At 62.9% G+C, this 19,334-nt stretch carries 19 protein-coding genes; 16 read left to right on the top strand and 3 right to left on the bottom strand.

Translation table 11 applies throughout. The annotated features are described in order from the left end of the window. Positions 1-367 precede the first annotated feature (367 nt). A complete protein-coding gene (locus QLG03_RS05750; protein ID WP_023291817.1) occupies positions 368-1,489 on the top strand; it encodes a cupin domain-containing protein in 1,122 nt (373 codons plus the stop codon). Between the two features lie 53 nt (positions 1,490-1,542). Here the strand turns inward: QLG03_RS05750 and QLG03_RS05745 are convergent, their stop codons facing one another. Beyond that, positions 1,543-2,985, bottom strand: a complete 1,443-nt coding sequence (locus QLG03_RS05745; protein WP_023291816.1) for a Cu(+)/Ag(+) sensor histidine kinase — start codon at positions 2,983-2,985, stop codon at positions 1,543-1,545. Further along, positions 2,975-3,658 carry a copper response regulator transcription factor CusR gene (gene cusR / locus QLG03_RS05740; protein ID WP_004206716.1) on the bottom strand — a complete coding sequence of 228 codons (684 nt, stop codon included), beginning with the start codon at positions 3,656-3,658 and terminating at the stop codon, positions 2,975-2,977. Before cusR ends, QLG03_RS05745 begins: the two co-directional genes overlap by 11 nt. 172 nt (positions 3,659-3,830) lie before the next feature. Here cusR and QLG03_RS05735 point away from each other — a divergent pair, with 172 nt between their 5' ends. From QLG03_RS05735 to QLG03_RS05715, 5 genes are all read left to right on the top strand, one after another. Beyond that, the gene (locus tag QLG03_RS05735; RefSeq protein ID WP_255989815.1) at positions 3,831-5,216 is read left to right on the top strand and encodes an efflux transporter outer membrane subunit; all 1,386 of its coding nucleotides are present in this window, start codon (positions 3,831-3,833) and stop codon (positions 5,214-5,216) included. A 17-nt stretch (positions 5,217-5,233) separates the two neighbouring features. Continuing rightward, complete coding sequence (gene cusF, locus QLG03_RS05730) at positions 5,234-5,578, top strand: cation efflux system protein CusF (protein WP_282473608.1); 345 nt, start codon at positions 5,234-5,236, stop codon at positions 5,576-5,578. Between the two features lie 44 nt (positions 5,579-5,622). After that, entirely contained in the window at positions 5,623-6,888 is a 1,266-nt protein-coding gene (locus tag QLG03_RS05725; protein WP_064155846.1) for an efflux RND transporter periplasmic adaptor subunit, read from the top strand. Positions 6,889-6,899: 11 nt separating this feature from the next. Beyond that, positions 6,900-10,049 (top strand): CusA/CzcA family heavy metal efflux RND transporter, encoded by a 3,150-nt coding sequence (locus QLG03_RS05720; RefSeq protein WP_255989811.1) that lies wholly within the window; start codon positions 6,900-6,902, stop codon positions 10,047-10,049. Positions 10,050-10,121: 72 nt separating this feature from the next. Further along, a complete protein-coding gene (locus tag QLG03_RS05715) occupies positions 10,122-10,469 on the top strand; it encodes a DUF1294 domain-containing protein (RefSeq protein ID WP_032454727.1) in 348 nt (115 codons plus the stop codon). 9 nt (positions 10,470-10,478) lie between these two features. Here QLG03_RS05715 and QLG03_RS05710 read toward each other — a convergent pair whose 3' ends face one another. Continuing rightward, positions 10,479-11,012 carry a lipocalin family protein gene (locus QLG03_RS05710; RefSeq protein ID WP_002887259.1) on the bottom strand — a complete coding sequence of 178 codons (534 nt, stop codon included), beginning with the start codon at positions 11,010-11,012 and terminating at the stop codon, positions 10,479-10,481. Positions 11,013-11,128: 116 nt separating this feature from the next. Here QLG03_RS05710 and QLG03_RS05705 point away from each other — a divergent pair, with 116 nt between their 5' ends. The 10 genes from QLG03_RS05705 (at position 11,129) to QLG03_RS05660 (ending at position 18,943) form a co-directional block, all read left to right on the top strand. Beyond that, on the top strand, positions 11,129-11,857 hold the full coding sequence (locus QLG03_RS05705) for a MerR family transcriptional regulator (protein WP_002887258.1): 729 nt from the start codon (positions 11,129-11,131) through the stop codon (positions 11,855-11,857). Between the two features lie 231 nt (positions 11,858-12,088). Beyond that, the gene (locus QLG03_RS05700; RefSeq protein ID WP_023291810.1) at positions 12,089-12,523 is read left to right on the top strand and encodes a nuclear transport factor 2 family protein; all 435 of its coding nucleotides are present in this window, start codon (positions 12,089-12,091) and stop codon (positions 12,521-12,523) included. Next, positions 12,520-13,239 carry an SDR family NAD(P)-dependent oxidoreductase gene (locus tag QLG03_RS05695; protein WP_180264194.1) on the top strand — a complete coding sequence of 240 codons (720 nt, stop codon included), beginning with the start codon at positions 12,520-12,522 and terminating at the stop codon, positions 13,237-13,239. Before QLG03_RS05700 ends, QLG03_RS05695 begins: the two co-directional genes overlap by 4 nt. Further along, complete coding sequence (locus QLG03_RS05690; RefSeq protein ID WP_255989809.1) at positions 13,236-14,495, top strand: FAD-dependent oxidoreductase; 1,260 nt, start codon at positions 13,236-13,238, stop codon at positions 14,493-14,495. The genes QLG03_RS05695 and QLG03_RS05690 overlap by 4 nt, the downstream gene beginning before the upstream one ends. 1 nt (position 14,496) lies before the next feature. Continuing rightward, the gene (locus QLG03_RS05685) at positions 14,497-15,219 is read left to right on the top strand and encodes a DUF1365 domain-containing protein (protein WP_004888758.1); all 723 of its coding nucleotides are present in this window, start codon (positions 14,497-14,499) and stop codon (positions 15,217-15,219) included. Further along, positions 15,216-16,436, top strand: a complete 1,221-nt coding sequence (locus QLG03_RS05680; protein ID WP_101991005.1) for a cyclopropane-fatty-acyl-phospholipid synthase family protein — start codon at positions 15,216-15,218, stop codon at positions 16,434-16,436. The genes QLG03_RS05685 and QLG03_RS05680 overlap by 4 nt, the downstream gene beginning before the upstream one ends. After that, complete coding sequence (locus tag QLG03_RS05675; protein ID WP_023291806.1) at positions 16,433-16,918, top strand: DUF2878 domain-containing protein; 486 nt, start codon at positions 16,433-16,435, stop codon at positions 16,916-16,918. The genes QLG03_RS05680 and QLG03_RS05675 overlap by 4 nt, the downstream gene beginning before the upstream one ends. Further along, positions 16,915-17,439 (top strand): hypothetical protein, encoded by a 525-nt coding sequence (locus QLG03_RS05670; protein ID WP_255989805.1) that lies wholly within the window; start codon positions 16,915-16,917, stop codon positions 17,437-17,439. The genes QLG03_RS05675 and QLG03_RS05670 overlap by 4 nt, the downstream gene beginning before the upstream one ends. Continuing rightward, positions 17,436-17,987 carry a DUF3833 domain-containing protein gene (locus QLG03_RS05665; protein WP_044525254.1) on the top strand — a complete coding sequence of 184 codons (552 nt, stop codon included), beginning with the start codon at positions 17,436-17,438 and terminating at the stop codon, positions 17,985-17,987. The genes QLG03_RS05670 and QLG03_RS05665 overlap by 4 nt, the downstream gene beginning before the upstream one ends. Beyond that, positions 17,984-18,943 carry a DUF523 and DUF1722 domain-containing protein gene (locus QLG03_RS05660; protein ID WP_004206730.1) on the top strand — a complete coding sequence of 320 codons (960 nt, stop codon included), beginning with the start codon at positions 17,984-17,986 and terminating at the stop codon, positions 18,941-18,943. Before QLG03_RS05665 ends, QLG03_RS05660 begins: the two co-directional genes overlap by 4 nt. Positions 18,944-19,334: the final 391 nt, after the last annotated feature.

Here is a 19,334-nt window from a genome sequence, read left to right as displayed (position 1 = left end):
TTTTTCTCTTCAACCGAACCGGCTGTTTGTGTGAAGTGATTCACATCTGCCGTGTCAGTGGGAGCGCATTATAGGGAGTTCGCCGGAAGTAGCAAGGGTTAAAATAGAAAAATCTTATCGACCGCTCATTATTTGAACTTTTCGCTTATTCCTCTTCCTACCATTAAAGCCGCCATCCCAGTGTTCATGCGGCCTGCAGCGTAGTTAACTCGAAAATCGGTTTTTGGCAAAAATGTGATTTTTCTCTCTTACCCAACGCCATTATCGCGCCGATGGTGAATTAAGCGCCACTCTTGACCCACGACAAAGCGCCCGCCCAGCCCCCGTTTCTATAATCAGGCCCGTTTCTTCTTACTGGTAATAATCGATGGCTTATCAACTCAACATTAACTGGCCCGAGTTTTTAGAGAAATACTGGCAAAAGCAGCCGGTGGTTTTAAAAAACGCGTTTCCGGACTTCGTCGACCCGATTACCCCGGACGAGCTGGCCGGGTTAGCCATGGAGCCGGAAGTCGACAGCCGGCTGGTCAGTCTGGCCAACGGTAAATGGCAGGCCAGCAATGGACCTTTTGAACATTTCGATGGCCTGGGCGAGACCGGCTGGTCGCTGCTGGCCCAGGCGGTAAACCACTGGCATATGCCGGCCGCCGAGCTGGTGCGACCGTTCCGCGTACTGCCGGACTGGCGTCTGGACGACCTGATGATCTCCTTCTCCGTCCCCGGCGGCGGCGTCGGGCCGCATATCGATCAGTATGACGTCTTTATTATTCAGGGCATGGGCAGCCGCCGCTGGCGCGTGGGCGATAAGCTGCCGATGCGTCAGTTCTGCCCGCATCCCGCGCTGCTGCACGTCGACCCGTTCCCGCCGATTATTGATGAGGATCTGCAGCCGGGCGATATCCTCTATATTCCGCCGGGATTCCCGCACGATGGTATCACCCATGAAACCGCGCTGAACTACTCCGTGGGTTTCCGCGGGCCCAACGGGCGCGACCTGATCAGCAGCTTCGCCGACTATGTGCTGGAGAACGATCTCGGCGGCGAGCACTACAGCGATCCGGACCTCACCTGCCGCGAGCATCCGGGCCGGGTTGAAGAGTATGAACTCGAACGTCTGCGCGGCATGATGATCGACATGATTCGCCAGCCGGAAGACTTCAAGCAGTGGTTCGGCAGTTTCGTCACCACCCCGCGTCACGAGCTGGATATTGCGCCGGCGGAACCACCGTATGAAGAAGAGGAAGTCGTCGATGCGCTGCTGGGCGGCGAAAAACTTTCTCGCCTGAGCGGCCTGCGCGTTCTGCATATTGGCGACAGCTTCTTCGTGCATAGCGAACAGCTGGACACCACCGATGCCGAAGCGCTGGATGCATTATGCCGCTATACCTCATTAGGCCAGGAGGAGCTCGGCAGCGGCCTGCAAAACCCGGCGTTTGTGAGCGAACTGACGCGCCTGATTAATCAAGGCTACTGGTACTTCGAAGAGTAAGCCGCGGTAGGATTACGGGCAGCCGCCTGGCGCTGCCCGCTGGCTATCAGCCGTTATTGCGCCTGTTTCGGCAGCACCACAATAAACCGCGTCGAGCGCAGATCGGACTGCGCCGCCACGCTGCCGTGGTGAGCGCTGACGATGGATTTCACAATCGCCAGGCCGATGCCGCTGCCCTCCCCTTTGCGCTGGCGCGAGGGGTCGACGCGATAGAAACGGTCAAACAGCCGCGGCAGATGTTCGGCGGCAATCGGCGTACCGGGGTTCTCCACCACCAGGCGGATCGTCTCCGCGCTTTCGCTCAGCGCGATCGTCACCGCCTGGCCAGCCGGGGTGTAGCGGATCGCGTTCGACAGCAAGTTGCTAATCGCCCGCCGCAGCATCAACGGATCGCCCGTCACCCGGCAGGGGCTGCCGTCAAAGCGCAGCGCTACCGCCTTCTCTTCCGCCCACGCCTCGAAAAACTCAAACACCTTATGCACTTCCTCAGCCAGATCCAGTTCCCGCTGTTCGGGGATCAGCTGATTGTTATCGGCCTGGGCGAGGAACAGCATATCGCTGACCATCCGCGACATGCGCGAGAACTCTTCAAGATTGGAGTAGAGCACCTCTTCCAGCTCCGGCTGGCTGCGGCTCTGGCTTAAGGCGATTTCGGTTTGCGTCACCAGGTTGGTGATCGGCGTGCGGATCTCATGGGCGATATCGGCGGAGAAGTTCGACTGGCGGGTAAAGACATCCTCCATTCGCTCCAGCATATGGTTAAAGGACAGCGCCAGCCGCTCCAGTTCGATAGGCACCGCCTGCGGGTCGAGGCGCACGTCGAGATCCCGCGAGGTAATATTCTGGATCTGCCGGCTGATCTGGCGGATAGGCTTATGCCCCTGATAGACCACAAACAGCACGATGGCGATGATCAGCAGGCTGATTATCGACGCGGCGGAAATCAGCTTCGCTTTCAGCTCATTAATATAGTGCAGGTGAAAATCGATGGATAAGGCCATCAGCAGATGGTACGCCGGCTTGCCATCCGCCTGCTTGCCCAGCGGCAGCATGATCAGCCGCCAGGCACGGGTCTCCATTTGATGATTATCGTGCGCCATTGCCCGCGGCTGCGGGTCGGTCCATGAAATCACATTCCCGTCGCGGAGCTGCATCGCCAGGCCTGGCGTACTCAGCATATGGCTGAGATCCGGCCCGTTGGGCGACTGGAACAGAATATTGCCCTGCCCATCGTCCAGGCAGATAAAGACGTTGGCGTAGCCCGCAATGATATTCTTCACGATCTCCAGCCGCCGCGCCTGCGGGTAGTCAGCGTGGTCGAGGACCGTCTCCAGGGTGGTGCTGAGCTGCCTGAGATCGTGAACGTCGCGCTCTTCAAAATGCGCCTTCACCGAATGGATCATGATCCAGGTAAAGGCAAAGAAGGCGATGATGGTGGCGAGGCTAATAAAGAAACTCAGCCGGGTAGCCAGGGAAAAGGGGCGCTTAGCGACCATCCGGCACCTCAAGCATATAGCCGACGCCGCGCACAGTCTGGATCAGCTTCGGCTCAAAGTCGTTATCGATTTTGGCGCGCAGCCGCTTCACCGCCACATCTATCGCGTTGGTATCGCTGTCGAAATTCATATCCCACACCTGCGAGGCAATCAGCGAACGCGGCAGCACTTCGCCCTGATGGCGCAGGAAGAACTCCAGCAGAGTGAACTCCTTGCTGGTCAGGGTGATGCGGGTGGCGCCGCGCGTCACCTTACGGCTGACCAGATCGACGCTGAGATCCGCCGCCTGAAACTGGCTTTCGACAATGACCGCCGCCCCGCGACGCAGCAGCGTCCGCACCCGCGCCAGCAGTTCCGCAAAGGCGAACGGCTTCACCAGATAGTCGTCGGCGCCCAGCTCCAGCCCCTTCACCCGATGCTCAATGGTGCCTAACGCGGTAAGCAGCAGGATCGGCATGCCTTTCCCGGCGGCGCGCAGCATGCGCACGATATCCCAGCCGTTCACGTCCGGCAGCATGATGTCGAGGATCAGCAGATCATAGTCGCCGGTCATCGCCAGGTGATAGCCGTTAAGGCCGTTATCGGCCAGGTCGACGACGAAGCCAGCCTCGGTGAGCCCTTTGGTCAGGTACTCCCCGGTTTTCTTCTCATCTTCGACAATCAATATCTTCACCGCCGGCTCCTTCACGCGCGTTCTGTGCGGGTATTCAATTTTAGAGGAGCGCCTCCGGATAGCAATGAAATATCAGGAAAATGACAGCTTTGTCATTTTCCTGTCACGTCCTGAACAGAGGCCGCTACGTAAAGTAGCCGCCATGGATAAATCGTCGAAAACGTCTGCCGCCATGCGCCCAATAACGCTTCTTACCCTCAGCGTGATACTCGCCTTAACCGGCTGTGTCTCGCTCGCTCCGGACTACCAGCGCCCCGCCGCGCCGGTACCGCAGCAGTTCTCTCTCAGCCAGAACAAGCTGGTTCCCGCAACCGCGAGCTATCAGGAGACCGGCTGGCGAACCTTTTTCGTCGACCCGCAGGTGAAAAGCCTGATAGGCACCGCGCTGACCAACAACCGCGATCTGCGGATGGCGACGCTGAAAGTGCAGGAAGCCCGCGCCCAGTATCGGGTGACCGATGCCGACCGCTACCCGCAATTGAACGGTGACGGCAGCACCACCTACGGCGGCAAGCTTAAAGGCGACACCACCACCAGCAGCGATTACGCCGCCGGGCTGAATCTCAACTATGACCTCGACTTCTTTGGCCGGCTGAAAAACCTCAGCGAGGCCGACCGGGAGAACTTCTTCGCCAGCGAAGAGGCACGGCGCGCAGTGCATATCCTGCTGATTGCTAACGTTTCACAAAGCTACTTCAACCAGCGGCTGGCGGCAGCGCAGCTGCAGGTGGCCAACGACACCCTGCAAAACTATCAGCAGTCTTACGGGTTCGTTGAAAAACAGCTGCTGACCGGCAGCACCACCGTCCTGGCGCTGGAGCAGGCGCGGGGGATGATCGAGAGCACCCGCGCCGAGATCGCCAGGCGGCAGGGCCAGCTGGCGCAGGCTAATAACGCTCTGCAGCTGTTGCTCGGTAGTTATCAACATCTGCCGGACGATAGCGCCAGCAGCGCCGTCGACCTGCAAGGCGTAACCCTGCCGCCGTCGCTCTCTTCAGCGATCCTGCTGCAGCGGCCGGATATTTTAGAGGCCGAACACAGCCTGCGGGCGGCCAACGCCAACATCGGCGCCGCGCGGGCGGCCTTCTTCCCGTCGATCACCCTGACCAGCTCGCTCTCCGGCAGCAGCAGCGAGCTCGCCAGCCTGTTTAACGCCGGCAGCGCGATGTGGAACTTCATCCCCAAAATCGACATTCCGATTTTCAACGCCGGGCGCAATCAGGCCAACCTCGATCTGGCGGAGATCCGCCAGCAGCAGCAGGTGGTCAACTACGAGCAAAAAATTCAGTCCGCTTTTAAGGAAGTGGCCGACGCGCTGGCCCTGCGCCAAAGCCTGGCCGATCAGATCGCCGCCCAGGAGCGCTATCTCGCTTCACTCAATATCACCCTGCAGCGCGCCACCGCGCTCTATCGCCACGGCGCGGTCAGCTACATCGAAGTGCTGAGCGCCCAGCGCGACATTTTCACCACCCGACAAACCCTGCTGGAACTCAACTATTCCCGTCAGGCAAATGAAATCACCCTGTTCACCGCCCTCGGCGGCGGCTGGATGGAATAACCCGAGGAGTCTTGATTATGAATTCACTGTCTAAAGTCGCCCTGTTCACTCTGATTTCTGGCGCGGTGTTCGCCGCCCAGGCCGCCGACCCGCACGCCGGCATGGCGATGCACGAACAGCCCGCCGCCGCGCAGACGCAAAGCATCAGCGGCAAAGGGGTCATTAAAGCCATTGATATGGATAGCAAAAAAATCACCATTGCCCACGAAGCCATCCCGGCGGTGAACTGGCCGCCGATGACCATGCGCTTCACCATCACCCCGCAGACCCAGCTCAACAATGTGAAGGACGGCGACAGCGTGGACTTCATCTTCGTTCAGCAGGGCAATCTGTCGCTGTTACAGGATATCCGCGCCCACTAATGGCCCGGCGACGGTAGGCTCCTCAACAACTGAATGGACGACACATGGCATCCCTGACACTGAAAAACACGGCGCTGATCCTCGGCAGCATGGCGATCGGCGGCGCGCTCACCGCAGCGCTGTATACCCGGATGGCGCCGCCCCTCGACGCTACCGCCGCCGCCCCGGCGGCCGAGCAGCAGCGAAAAGTGCTGTTCTGGTACGACCCGATGTACCCGAACACCCGCTTTGATAAACCGGGTAAATCGCCGTTTATGGATATGGACCTGGTGCCGAAATACGCCGATGAAGAGAGTGCCGCCGCCGGTGCGCCGGGGGTGCGTATCGACCCGACGCAGACCCAGAATCTCGGGGTGAAAACCGCCGCCGTCACCCGCGGGCCGCTGCGCTACGCCCAGACCTTCCCGGCCAACATCAGCTACAACGAGTACCAGTACGTGATTATGCAGGCGCGGGCGGCGGGTTTTATCAATAAAGTCTATCCCCTGACCGTCGGCGACAAAGTGCAACAAGGTACGCCGCTGCTGGAACTGACCATCCCGGACTGGGTGGAAGCGCAGAGCGAATACCTGCTATTGCAGGAGACCGGCGGCACCGCCACCCAGGTCGAGGGGATCCTCGAGCGGCTGCGTCTCGCCGGAATGCCGGACGACGATATCCGCCGCCTGAAAGCCACGCGCAAGATCCAGACCCGCTTCACCCTCAAGGCGCCCATCGACGGGGTGATCACCGCCTTCGATCTGCGCGCCGGAATGAACATCGCCAAAGATAACGTGGTGGCGAAAATTCAGGGCATGGACCCGGTGTGGGTCAGCGTGGCGGTCCCCGAGTCCATCGCCTGGCTGATTAAAGACGCCTCGCAGTTCCGCATTCAGGTTCCCGCCTGGCCGGACAAAACCTTCCGCATCAGCAAATGGACGATTCTCCCCAGCGTCGATAGCGCCACCCGCACCCTGCAGCTGCGCCTGCAGGTGAACAACCCGGATGAAGCGCTGAAGCCGGGGATGAACGCCTATCTGCAGCTGACCAGTGACAGCGAACCGATGCTGCTGATCCCCTCCAAAGCGCTGATCGACAGCGGCAGCGAGCAGCGGGTGATCACCATGGATAACGAGGGCCGCTTCGTGCCGAAGCAGGTCCAGGTTTTCCATGAATCCAATGGCGTCACGGCCATTCGCAGCGGGCTGAAGGAGGGCGAGAAGGTGGTCGCCAGCGGCCTGTTCCTGATCGACTCGGAAGCCAATATCGCCGGCGCGCTGGAGCGCATGCGCGCGCAGGCCCCTGATGCCGCTGCCGCCCACGCGCACTGAGGAACGGAACAATGATTGAATGGATTATCCGCCGCTCGGTGGCCAACCGCTTCCTGGTGATGATGGGCGCGCTGTTTCTCAGCCTCTGGGGGACCTGGACCATCGTCCACACCCCGGTGGACGCCCTGCCGGATCTCTCCGACGTACAAGTGATCGTCAAAACCAGCTATCCGGGGCAGGCGCCGCAGATTGTCGAAAACCAGGTCACCTGGCCGCTAACCACCACCATGCTGTCGGTGCCCGGCGCCAGAACGGTGCGCGGCTTCTCGCAGTTTGGCGACTCTTATGTGTATGTGATTTTTGAAGACGGCACCGACCCTTACTGGGCGCGCTCGCGGGTGCTGGAGTATCTCAACCAGGTGCAGGGCAAACTGCCCGCCGGAGTCAGCGCCGAAATGGGCCCGGACGCCACCGGCGTCGGCTGGGTCTTCGAGTACGCGCTGGTCGACCGCAGCGGCAAGCACGATCTCGCCGAACTGCGCTCCCTGCAGGACTGGTTCTTAAAATATGAGCTGAAAACCATTCCTAACGTCTCGGAAGTGGCGTCGGTGGGCGGCGTGGTCAAGGAGTACCAGATAGTTGTCGACCCGATGAAGCTGACCCAGTACGGCATCAGCCTCGGCGAGGTGAAATCGGCGCTGGACGCCTCTAACCAGGAGGCGGGCGGCGCTTCGGTCGAACTGGCGGAAGCCGAATATATGGTGCGCGCCAGCGGCTATCTGCAGACCCTCGACGACTTCAAAAACATTGTACTGAAAACCGGCGATAACGGCGTGCCGGTCTATCTCGGCGACGTCGCGCGGGTGCAGGTCGGCCCGGAGATGCGCCGCGGCATTGCCGAACTGAACGGCGAAGGCGAAGTGGCCGGCGGCGTGGTGATCCTGCGCTCCGGCAAGAACGCCCGGGAAGCGATCTCGGCGGTCAAAGAAAAACTGGCGTCGCTGCAAAGCAGCCTGCCGGAAGGGGTTGAAGTGGTCACCACCTACGACCGCAGTCAGCTTATCGACCGCGCCATCGATAACCTCAGCCACAAGCTGCTGGAAGAGTTTATCGTCGTCGCCCTGGTCTGCGCCCTGTTCCTGTGGCACGTGCGCTCGGCGCTGGTGGCGATTATCTCCCTGCCGCTCGGCCTGTGCTTCGCCTTTATCATGATGCATTTCCAGGGGCTCAACGCCAACATCATGTCGCTGGGCGGGATCGCCATTGCGGTGGGGGCGATGGTCGATGCCGCCATCGTGATGATTGAGAACGCCCACAAGCGGCTGGAGGAGTGGACGCATCAGCATCCGGGAGAGAAGCTCGGCAACGACAGGCGCTGGAAAATCATTACCGATGCCTCGGTGGAGGTTGGCCCGGCGCTGTTTATCAGCCTGCTGATCATCACCCTGTCGTTTATCCCCATTTTCACCCTCGAAGGCCAGGAGGGCAAACTGTTCGGTCCGCTGGCCTTCACCAAAACCTGGTCGATGGCCGGAGCGGCGCTGCTGGCGATCATGGTGATCCCGATCCTGATGGGCTTCTGGATCCGCGGCAAGATCCCGGCGGAGAGCAGCAACCCGCTGAACCGCTTTTTGATCCGCATTTACCATCCGCTGCTGCTGAAGGTCCTGCACTGGCCGAAGACCACCCTGCTGATCGCGCTCCTGTCGATCCTGACGGTTGTCTGGCCGCTTAACCGGGTCGGCGGCGAGTTTCTGCCGCAGATCAACGAGGGCGATCTGCTGTATATGCCGTCAACGCTGCCCGGGATCTCCGCCTCGCAGGCGGCGGATATGCTGCAGAAGACCGACAAGCTGATCATGACGGTGCCGGAGGTGGCGCGGGTGTTCGGCAAAACGGGTAAGGCAGACACCGCTACCGACTCAGCGCCGCTGGAGATGGTGGAGACCACCATTCAGCTCAAACCGCAGGATCAATGGCGGCCGGGGATGACCATGGAGAAGATCGTCGACGAACTGGACAAGACCGTGCGCCTGCCGGGGCTGGCGAACCTGTGGGTGCCGCCGATCCGCAACCGCATCGACATGCTCTCCACCGGCATCAAGAGCCCGATCGGCATTAAAGTTTCCGGCACTAACCTGGCCGATATCGACGCCATCGCCGGGCAAATTGAGGGGGTGGCGCGCAGCGTGCCGGGCGTGACCTCGGCGTTAGCCGAGCGGCTGGTGGGCGGGCGCTACCTCGACATTGATATTCAGCGTGAGAAGGCGGCCCGCTACGGGATGACCGTCGGCGACGTGCAGCTGTTCGTCTCGTCCGCTATCGGCGGGGCGATGGTCGGCGAAACGGTGGAGGGGGTCGAGCGCTATCCGATCAACATCCGCTATCCGCAGAGCTACCGCGATAGCCCGCAGACCCTGCGCCAGCTGCCGATCCTCACCCCGCTGAAGCAGCAGATCGTCCTCGGCGACGTCGCCGAGGTGAAGGTGGTCAGCGGGCCATCGATGCTGAAGACCGAGAACGCCCGCCCCACCAGCTGGATCTACATCGACGCCCGCGACCGCGACATGGTGTCAGTGGTGCACGATCTGCAGCAGGCCATCGGCAAGGAGGTGAAGCTGAAGCCGGGCATCAGCGTGTCGTATTCCGGGCAGTTTGAGCTGCTGGAGCGCGCCAATCAGAAGCTGAAGCTGATGGTGCCGATGACGCTGATGATTATCTTTGTGCTGCTGTACCTGGCCTTCCGCCGCGTCGGCGAGGCGCTGCTGATCATCGCCAGCGTGCCCTTCGCCCTTGTGGGCGGGATCTGGTTCCTCTACTGGATGGGCTTCCATCTGTCGGTGGCCACCGGCACCGGCTTTATCGCCCTGGCCGGCGTGGCCGCGGAGTTTGGCGTGGTGATGCTGATGTACCTGCGCCACGCCATCGAGGCGGAGCCGGCGCTGGAGAACCCGCAGACCTTCAGCGCCGGGAAGCTCGACGAGGCGCTGTATCAGGGGGCAGTACTGCGCGTGAGGCCGAAGGCGATGACCGTGGCGGTGATTATCGCCGGCCTGCTGCCGATTTTGTGGGGCACCGGCGCCGGGTCGGAGGTGATGAGCCGCATCGCCGCGCCGATGATTGGCGGAATGATCACCGCCCCGCTGCTGTCGCTGTTTATTATTCCGGCGGCGTATAAGCTGATGTGGCTGTCCCGGCATCGGGACAAGCGCGGCCGCTAGCCCACCGCGTTTACGCCGGTCCGGGAAATTGGCTATAGTGGCGCCATTCTTCTGGCCGGCGTGAACGTCCCTATGAATCTGAACCTGGTATGTTATTCCCTGCTGCTGCTCACCGCTGTGGGCAGCGCCCTGCTCCCCTACCCGCTGGCGATGTGGTTTTTACTGAGCAGCCTTCTGACATGGCTTATCTATGGCGCCGACAAGCTGGCGGCGCGCAAAGCCTGGCGACGGGTGCCGGAAACCACGCTGCTGGTGCTCGGCCTGGCGGGAGGCTGGCCGGGGGCGATCCTCGGCCAGCAGTGTTTTCGCCATAAAACGCAAAAGCAGCCCTTCCGGACGTGGTTTTTCATCAGCGTGGCGCTGAACGTGGCGGCGCTGGCCGGGCTGTATGCGGTTTACTCTGGCATGCTCAGTCGCTAAGGGGCGAGGCTAGCGCGGCGTCTGGCGGATCCACACCAGTCGATCGACGTCAAAGCCCAGTTCGCGCGCGGTATTCAGGTAATCCTGCTTCACCGCCGCCGGAATGGTGGGGGTGCGCGACAGGATCCACAGATAGTCGCGGTTGGGGCCGCTGACCAGCGCATACTGGTAGTCGTCGTCCAGACGGATCACGTTATAGCCGCCGTAGAACGGCCCGAAGAACGACACCTTCAGCGCCGCGGTGGTGGGGGCGCCGGTGAAATAGGCTTTCCCGTCGCTCTCATTCCAGCGTTTTTTGACCGGGTCATAACCGCGATTGACGACGCTGATCCCCCCGTCGCTGCGGGCCCCGTAGGTGGCGGTCACCTGCTCCAGACCTCGCTCGAAGCGATTCTCCAGGCGGGCGACCTCATACCATTTCCCGAGGTAACGGCTGGCGTCAAACCCGCTAATCGGCTGAACGCCCTTCGGCGGGGTGGGCGATTTGCAGGCCACCAGGGTCAACGCGATAGCGACGCCAGTGACAACAGGCCATAGCTTCATGAGAACTCCTTTCATTTACGCGGTTGGGGAAAGTGTAGTGCAAAGCCGCTACACTTCACGCCAGCCGACGTGATTCGTAGTATATTGAGAATATTCTTTGTTAACAGGTGGCCTCCATGCCTTACTCCATCGGCGAATTTGCCCGACTTTGCGGGATAAATGCGACCACGCTTCGCGCCTGGCAGCGCCGCTATGGCCTGCTCAAGCCGCTACGCACCGATGGTGGACACCGTCTGTACAGCGATGACGACGTCCAGCAGGCGCTTAAAATCCTCGACTGGGTGAAAAAAGGGGTGCCGGTCAGCCAGGTGAAGCCCCTGCTGTCGCGCCCCGGCGCGCGGCGCACCAACAACTGGCTGACGCTGCAGGAGACCATGCTGCAGCGGCTGAAAGAGGGAAAAATCGAGTCCCTGCGCCAGCTGATCTACGATGCCGGCCGCGAATATCCGCGCCAGGAGCTGGTGACCGAGGTGCTGCGTCCGCTGCGCAGCCAGGTCTCCGCCAACGTGCCGGCCATCATGACCCTGCGCGAAATCCTCGACGGCATCATCATCGCCTACACCTCGTTTTGCCTCGAAGGCGACAAGAAGGCGCCCGGGGACAACTTTCTGATCACCGGCTGGCACCTGACCGACGCCTGCGAAATCTGGCTTGAAGCGCTCAAACGCACCGGCCAGGGCCATCGCATCGACGTCCTGCCGGTGCCTCCCGCCGCGCTGGCGCCGGAGATTTTCCCCCAGCGCAACTGGCTGCTGGTCACCAGCGGCAAACTCTCCGCCGCTCGTCAGAGGCAGGTCGAACTCTGGCAGCAGCAGGTCGTCTCCCTCGAGGTGATCCCGCTCTAACCCCCGGTTTTCACTTCCCCCCACTCTCTGTTCCGCCTGCGCCCGGCGGCGCGGCGGGCGCACGTTTGCCCTTCGTGCAACCCGCGATTTTCACCCTTTAAAACACTAATCATAACAACATGATTTTAAACATAAATAAAATATATTTTTCCACAAACTTGGACAAATAATTTTATTTGTGTAAGTTTTAAGTATGCCATTACGCCACCGTGTTTAGCCAGGATGTGATCCATGAGCACCACGCCGTCCGTCATTCGTCGTTTCGTTGAGTACTACGCCGGGCTGGATGCGCAGCCGCCCACGGCGCTGGCCGCGCTGTACCATCCGGACGCGACGCTGAGCGATCCTTTTGGTCAGCACCAGGGACTGTTTGCCATCCAGCGCTACTTTACCCATCTGCTGGCCAACGTGGAGCAGTGCCGGTTCACCATCGACGCGCCGCTCTGCGACGGTCAGCGGTTCGCCGTAACCTGGACCATGCACTGGTCGCATCCGCGTATTGCCGGCGGAGAAACCCTGGCCCTGCCGGGCTGCTCGGTGGTGGACATCGCCGGGGAGCAGGTTCTCCACCAGCGCGACTACTACGACGCCGGGGAGATGATCTACGAGCACCTTCCCCTGCTGGGCTGGGCGGTACGCGGCGTGAAACGGAGGGTGCGCTCATGATGACGGTGCTTATCACCGGCGCCAGCTCCGGGATCGGCGCCGGCCTGGCGAAATCCTTCGCGGCGGATGGCCACCTGGTCATCGCCTGCGGGCGCGATGCTTCGCGCCTGACGGCGCTGCAGCAGTTCAGCCCCAACATCAGCGCGCGCCTGTTCGATATGACAGACAGGGACGCCTGTCGCCAGGCGCTGACGGGCTGTTTTGCCGACCTGATCATTCTCTGCGCCGGCACCTGCGAATACCTCGACCACGGGCAGGTGGATGCCGCCCTCGTGGAGCGGGTGATGGCCACCAACTTCCTCGGGCCGGTGAACTGCCTGGCGGCGCTGCAGACGCAGCTGGAAGCAGGCGATCGGGTGGTGCTGGTCAGCTCCATGGCGCACTGGCTGCCCTTCCCGCGCGCGGAAGCCTATGGCGCCTCTAAGGCGGCGCTGACCTGGTTTGCCAATAGCCTGCGTCTGGACTGGGAGCCGAAAGGGGTCGCCGTCACGGTGGTCTCTCCGGGCTTCGTCGACACCCCGCTGACGCGCAAAAACGACTTTGCCATGCCCGGCCGGGTGAGCGTCGATCGGGCGGTGGCGGCGATCCGCCACGGCCTGGCGAAGGGCAAAAACCACATCGCCTTCCCCACCGGCTTCAGCCTGATCCTGCGACTGCTGGCCAGCCTGCCGTCAGGTATACAGCGCCTGCTGTTGCGCAGGATGGTGCGCTCATGAACATCGCCATCATCGGCAGCGGCATCGCCGGGCTGACCTGCGCCTGGCGGCTGGCCGGACACCATCAGGTGACGCTGTTCGAAGCGGGCGCCGCGCCGGGCGGCCACACCGCCACCGTGGATGTCGCCACGCCGCAGGGCACCTGGGCCATCGATACCGGATTTATTGTCTACAACGATCGCACCTATCCGCGCTTTATGGGCCTGCTCAGCGAGCTGGGGATCGACGGGCAAAAAACGCAGATGAGCTTCTCGGTCCACAACCCGGCCAGCGGCCTGGAGTACAACGGCCACAGCCTGACCTCGCTCTTCGCCCAGCGGCGCAATCTGCTGAAGCCGGCCTTCTGGGGGCTGCTGAGCGAGATCGTCCGCTTCAACCGGCTGGCGAAACTGGCGCTGACCGAGGCGCTGGATCCGGGGGCGACGCTGGAGAGCTTCCTCGCCCGCCACCGCTTCAGCCCCTTCTTCGCCCGCCACTATATCCTGCCGATGGGGGCGGCCATCTGGTCGTCGTCGCTGCAGGAGATGCGCCGCTTCCCGCTGCCGCTGTTTTTGCGCTTCTTTGAACACCACGGCCTGCTGGACATTCGCGATCGCCCGCAGTGGTACGTAGTGCCCGGCGGTTCCCGGGAATACGTTCGCGCCCTGCTCGCCAGGCTCGGCGACCGCCTGGACCTGCGGCTCAACGCGCCGGTGCAGCAGGTGGAGCGCCACTCGACAGGGGTTACCCTGCGGCTGGCGTCCGGGGAGGCGCAATTTGACCAGGTGATCTTCGCCTGCCACTCCGCGCAGGCGCTGGCGATGCTGGCGGCGCCCACCGACGCCGAACGCGAAGTTCTCGGGGACATCGGCTGGCAGCGCAACGAGGTGGTGCTGCACAGCGATCCGCGCTGGCTGCCGGCGCGTCAGCGCGCCTGGGCCAGCTGGAACTATCGCCTGAGCGATGGGGATCGGGCCCGGGCCTGCGTCACCTACAACATGAATATTCTCCAGGGGCTGCCCGCGGGCGCGCCGCTGTTCTGCGTCACCCTGAACCCGGACGCGCCGGTGGACGATCGCTACGTCTGGCAGCGCTTCGTCTATGAGCATCCGCTGTTTAACCCGCAAAGCTGGTCGGCCCAGCTGCGGCGCGACGAGATTAACGGCCAGCAGCGGAGCTGGTACTGCGGGGCCTACTGGTACAACGGCTTTCATGAGGACGGGGTGCGCAGCGCGCTCGACGTGGTGCAGGGCATCGCCGCGGCGGAGGGCAACTGAAATGAACAGCTGCCTCTATCAGGGCGTCCTGCGCCACCGTCGCCTGCAGCCGAAGGCGCACCACTTCGTCTACCGCCTGTTTATGGCCTGGCTCGACCTCGACGAACTGGACAGGCTGCCTGAGGCGGGCATCCGTCGCAACCGCCTGGCCGCCGCCGCCTGGTACGACGCCGATTATCCGCTGGGCGCGCCGCTGAAGGCTCAGGCGCTGAACCGGCTGGAGAGCCTGACCGGTTGCCGCCCGGCGGGACGCGTGATGCTCCTGACCCAGCTGCGCTACTTCGGCTTCCATTTTAATCCGGTCAACTTTTACTACTGCTATGACGAGGCCGACACCCTGCGCTGGGTGCTGGCCGAAGTGCGCAACACGCCGTGGAATGAGCGTCATTACTACGCGGTGGACGGCCAGCAGGCGCGCCCGCTGGAGAAAGCCTTTCACGTTTCGCCGTTTAACCCGATGGACATGGTCTATCACTGGCGCTTCAACGCGCCCGGCAAAACGCTGCACATGCATATTGAAAACCATCAGGCCAGCAAGGTGTTCGACGCCACGCTGGCCCTGAGCCGCGTGCCGTTAACCCGCGCCAACCTGCGCGGGCTGCTGCTGCGTCTGCCGATGATGACCCTGAAAACCGTCCTCGCCATCTACTGGCAGGCGCTGCGGCTGTGGCTGAAGCGCGTGCCGCTGTACAACCATCCTGTCAGCAGGAGTGAACGCTCATGACCGATCCCGTCTTTGCGCTTGAACCCGATGTGCCGCGCAACGTGCGGCTCGCGCGCTGGCTGCTCTTTCGTCTGTTGAGCGACCTCCGCGAAGGCTCGCTCACCGTGCGCGAAGGGGCGCAGACTTTTCATTTTGGCGACCCCGCCGCCGCGCTGCGCGCCGAGGCGCGGGTCTGCACGCCGGAGGTGTACTGGCGTCTGCTGACCGGCGGCAGCCTGGCGGCGGCCGAGGCCTGGATGGACGGCGACTGGGAGAGCCACCAGCTGACGGCGCTGCTGCAGATCCTTGCGCGCAACGGCGAGGTGTTGGGGCGTCTGGAGCGCGGCTTTCGTCTGCTGGGCAAGCCCGTCGCCCGCCTGCGCCACTGGACCCGCCGCAACACCCGCGCTCAGGCGCGGGAGAACATCGCCGCCCATTACGACCTCGGCAACGAATTTTATGCCCACTTTCTGGATGACGACCTGCTCTACTCCAGCGCGCTGTTTGCCGACGACCAGCAGGATCTGACCCAGGCCCAGCGGGCCAAGATGGCGCGCCTGTGCGACCAGCTGGCGCTCACTCCCGGCGATCATCTGCTGGAGATTGGCACCGGCTGGGGGGCGCTGGCCGAGTACGCCGCCCGCCATTACGGCTGCCGGGTCACCACCACCACCCTCTCCCGGGAGCAGCACCGCTGGGCTACCGAGCGCATGGCCCGCGCCGGGCTGCAGGATCGCGTCGAGGTGCTGCTCTGCGACTACCGCGATCTGCGCGGCGAGTACGACAAACTGGTGTCGGTGGAGATGATTGAAGCGGTGGGCCAGCGATATCTGCCGGCCTTTTTCCGCACCTGTCAGGCGCGCCTGCGCCCGGGCGGCAGAATGGCCCTGCAGGCGATCACCATCCAGGATCAGCGCTATCGCGACTACAGCAAAAGCGTCGATTTTATCCAGCGCTATATCTTCCCGGGCGGCTTTTTGCCCAGCATCACGGCAATGAGCGAGCTGATGACCCGCCATACCGATTTTGTGGTGCGCAACCTGTTCGACATGGGCCCGGACTATGCCCGCACCCTGGCGCACTGGCGGCAGCGTTTTACCCACGCCTGGCAGGATATTGAAAAGCTCGGCTTTGATGAGCGCTTCCGCCGGATGTGGCTCTACTACTTCGGCTACTGCGAAGCCGGATTTAACGCCCGCACCATCAGCGTGGTGCAGCTCACCGCGGAGCGGGTATGACACGCCCGGCGCAGCACCTGCTGATGGCCCTCGCGTTCGATGTTTACTGGACGCTGGTGGTGATGTTGCGCGAGCGCGGCCTGCTGATCTGGCTGACGCTGGCGCTGTTCGCCTGGCTGCGGTTGCCGGCGGCCAGTCGTCCGCCCGCTCTGCTGTTGGCCGCGGCGGGCTGCGGGCTGGACGCCTGCTGGGCGCTGGCGGGGCTGATTGATTTTCCCGGCGACAGCCTGCTGCCCCTGTGGATGGTGGCCCTGTGGCTGATGTTCGCCGTCGTCTGGACCCGGCTGACCCGCACCACGACGCTTCCCGGCTGGGTGCTGGCCGCGGCGGCCACCGTCGGCGGCCCGGTGGCCTACCTGATCGGCGCTCGCCTCGGAGCCATGACCCTGCTGGTACCGACGGCGCTTGCCGTGGCCGCCATGGCCTGCGGCTGGCTGGTGCTCATGCTGTTGTTCCATCTGGGGATGGGGAGGCAAAAATGAGATTCGCCCTGTTACTGCTGTGGCTGAGCGCCATCGCCCCGGCGGCCCACGCCGCCGACTGGCTGACGTGGCGCCGCGTCGGCGAGGCGACCCTCACCTGGGGGCCGTTCACTGTCTATCACTCACAGCTGCGCACGCCCAATGGCCGGTATGCCGGCCCGCAGCAGGATCGGGCGCTGATCATCACCTACCGGCGCGACATCGATCGCGAGGCGCTGGTGGAGGCCACCCGCGACCAGTGGCAGGCGCAGGGCATTCTGCAGCAGGAGCCGCGCAGCGAAGCCTGGCTGCGCATGCTGCAGGGGATCTGGCCGGACGTCGCGCCTGGCAGCCAGCTGGCGTTCGTGGTTAGCGGCGGCGAGGGGCAGTTCTGGTACCGCGCCAGCGCCGCGCAGACCGCCTTTACCCCGCTCGGCCCGCGCCAGTCGGCGGCGTTCAGCACCCGCTTTCTCGCCATCTGGCTCGATCCGCGCACCACTTATCCCGAACTGCGTCAGCAGTTGATCGGAGGTACACCATGAAACGCATTCTGACCCGTAGCCTGGCGCTGCTGATGCTGATGCTCGCCGGCTGCAGCACCGAGGTCACCGAGTACCGGCAGCAGCAGCCCGCCCTCGACATCTTCCACTATTTTCAGGGCCGAACCGAGGCGTGGGGGATGGTGCAGGATCGCAGCGGCAAACAGCTGCGCCGCTTCCATGTCGCGATCGATGGCGACGTCGTCGGCGACACCCTGACGCTCCATGAGCGCTTTGTCTATGACGATGGCGAGAAACAGCAGCGGGTGTGGCGCATTCGCCGCACTGGCGATAACCGTTATCAGGGCACAGCCGGGGATATCGAAGGCGTGGCCAGCGGCCAGGCGGCAGGCAATGCCTTTCACTGGCGCTACAGCATGAACGTCGAGGCCAGCGGCAGCCGGTGGCTGCTGCACTTTGACGACTGGATGTTCCTGCAGGACGGCAGCCATTTGTTTAACAAAACCGAGATGAAGAAATTCGGCATTACGGTGGCCACCGTGACCCTTTTCTTTACCCGAACCACAGCAGAAGAGAGGACAGCGCCATGAACACGCAACCTGTCATTGGGATCAGCGGATGTTTAACCGGCTCAGCCGTGCGATTCGACGGCGGGCATAAGCGTATGGGCTTTGTGATGGATGAGCTCGCGCAGTGGGTGGCGTTTAAGCCCGTCTGCCCGGAGATGGCGATCGGCCTGCCCGTTCCCCGCCCGGCGCTCCGGCTGGTGCAGACCCCGGTCGGAGAGATCCGCATGCGCTTCAGCCACGCCCCGCACGAGGATGTGACGGAGAAGATGGCCGATTTCGCCAACGCCCATCTGGCAACCTTGGGCGAGCTGTCGGGCTTTATCGTCTGCGCCAAATCGCCGAGCTGCGGGATGGAGCGCGTGCGGCTGTATGATGAAAAAGGCAATCGCGGGCGTAAAGAAGGCGTGGGGCTGTTTACCGGCGCCCTGATGGCGCGCTACCCGTGGCTGCCGGTGGAAGAGGATGGCCGGCTGCACGATCCGCTGCTGCGGGAGAATTTTGTCGAGCGCGTCTTCGCCCTGCATGAACTCAACGCCCTGCGCGCCCGCGGCCTGACCCGCCACGGCCTGCTGGCCTTTCACAGCCGCTACAAGCTGCAGCTGCTGGCTCATCACCAGGCGGGCTACCGCGAGATCGGCCCCTTCGTCGCCTCGCTGCATGAATGGGAGGATCTGGAGGCTTTCTTCGAGGTCTACCGCGAGAAGCTGATGGCGATCCTCAAGCGGCCCGCCTCGCGGAAAAACCACACCAACGTGTTGATGCATATTCAGGGTTATTTCCGCGACCAGCTGAACAGCCGCCAGCGCGGCGAGCTGCGGGAGGTGATCCTCAACTATCGCGCCGGGCTGCTGCCGATCCTCGCGCCGCTGACGCTGCTTAAGCACTATCTGGCCGAGTATCCGGATCGCTACCTGCAGGCGCAGAACTATTTTGACCCCTACCCGCAGGATCTTGCCCTGCGCCTGACGGTGAACTGAGGGAACCTGGGCCAGCTGCCCGGCGGCGCTGCGCTTGCGCGGGCCTACGGGGGGGTATCCCGCAGGCCTCCTCAGGAACGTAGGCCGGATGAGGCATTTATGCCGCCATCCGGCACTACCGCGGGTACGGTACCTGACCGCCCGGCGGCGCTGCGCCTGCCGGGCCTGGGGGGTATCCCGCAGGCCTCCTCAGAAACGTAGGCCGGATAAGGCATTTATGCCGCCATCCGGCACTACCGCCGGTACGGCGCCTGACCGCCCGGCGGCGCTGCGCTTGCCGGGCCTACGGGGGGTATCCCGCAGGCCTCCTCAGAAACGTAGGCCGGATAAGGCATGTATGCCGCCATCCGGCATAAATGGAGCGCACCAGTCGTAGCCCGGCTAAGCGTAG

The sequence above is a fragment of the Klebsiella sp. V115_8 genome (assembly GCF_029967715.1).
GTDB classification, from domain to species: Bacteria; Pseudomonadota; Gammaproteobacteria; order Enterobacterales; family Enterobacteriaceae; genus Klebsiella; species Klebsiella quasipneumoniae.
This window is presented reverse-complemented; position numbering and strand designations above follow the sequence as displayed.

What these genes read in the sequence shown, in the direction of transcription:
- QLG03_RS05680 (WP_101991005.1), top strand. Translation starts at nt 15,216, where the DNA reads ATGACCGATCCCGTCTTTGCGCTTGAACCCGATGTGCCGCGCAACGTG.
- QLG03_RS05660 (WP_004206730.1), top strand. Translation starts at nt 17,984, where the DNA reads ATGAACACGCAACCTGTCATTGGGATCAGCGGATGTTTAACCGGCTCA.
- QLG03_RS05690 (WP_255989809.1), top strand. Translation starts at nt 13,236, where the DNA reads ATGAACATCGCCATCATCGGCAGCGGCATCGCCGGGCTGACCTGCGCC.
- QLG03_RS05735 (WP_255989815.1), top strand. Translation starts at nt 3,831, where the DNA reads ATGCGCCCAATAACGCTTCTTACCCTCAGCGTGATACTCGCCTTAACC.
- QLG03_RS05720 (WP_255989811.1), top strand. Translation starts at nt 6,900, where the DNA reads ATGATTGAATGGATTATCCGCCGCTCGGTGGCCAACCGCTTCCTGGTG.
- QLG03_RS05670 (WP_255989805.1), top strand. Translation starts at nt 16,915, where the DNA reads ATGAGATTCGCCCTGTTACTGCTGTGGCTGAGCGCCATCGCCCCGGCG.
- QLG03_RS05750 (WP_023291817.1), top strand. Translation starts at nt 368, where the DNA reads ATGGCTTATCAACTCAACATTAACTGGCCCGAGTTTTTAGAGAAATAC.
- QLG03_RS05700 (WP_023291810.1), top strand. Translation starts at nt 12,089, where the DNA reads ATGAGCACCACGCCGTCCGTCATTCGTCGTTTCGTTGAGTACTACGCC.
- QLG03_RS05665 (WP_044525254.1), top strand. Translation starts at nt 17,436, where the DNA reads ATGAAACGCATTCTGACCCGTAGCCTGGCGCTGCTGATGCTGATGCTC.
- QLG03_RS05745 (WP_023291816.1), bottom strand. Translation starts at nt 2,985, where the DNA reads ATGGTCGCTAAGCGCCCCTTTTCCCTGGCTACCCGGCTGAGTTTCTTT.
- QLG03_RS05710 (WP_002887259.1), bottom strand. Translation starts at nt 11,012, where the DNA reads ATGAAGCTATGGCCTGTTGTCACTGGCGTCGCTATCGCGTTGACCCTG.
- QLG03_RS05685 (WP_004888758.1), top strand. Translation starts at nt 14,497, where the DNA reads ATGAACAGCTGCCTCTATCAGGGCGTCCTGCGCCACCGTCGCCTGCAG.
- QLG03_RS05705 (WP_002887258.1), top strand. Translation starts at nt 11,129, where the DNA reads ATGCCTTACTCCATCGGCGAATTTGCCCGACTTTGCGGGATAAATGCG.
- QLG03_RS05695 (WP_180264194.1), top strand. Translation starts at nt 12,520, where the DNA reads ATGATGACGGTGCTTATCACCGGCGCCAGCTCCGGGATCGGCGCCGGC.
- QLG03_RS05715 (WP_032454727.1), top strand. Translation starts at nt 10,122, where the DNA reads ATGAATCTGAACCTGGTATGTTATTCCCTGCTGCTGCTCACCGCTGTG.
- QLG03_RS05725 (WP_064155846.1), top strand. Translation starts at nt 5,623, where the DNA reads ATGGCATCCCTGACACTGAAAAACACGGCGCTGATCCTCGGCAGCATG.
- cusF (WP_282473608.1), top strand. Translation starts at nt 5,234, where the DNA reads ATGAATTCACTGTCTAAAGTCGCCCTGTTCACTCTGATTTCTGGCGCG.
- QLG03_RS05675 (WP_023291806.1), top strand. Translation starts at nt 16,433, where the DNA reads ATGACACGCCCGGCGCAGCACCTGCTGATGGCCCTCGCGTTCGATGTT.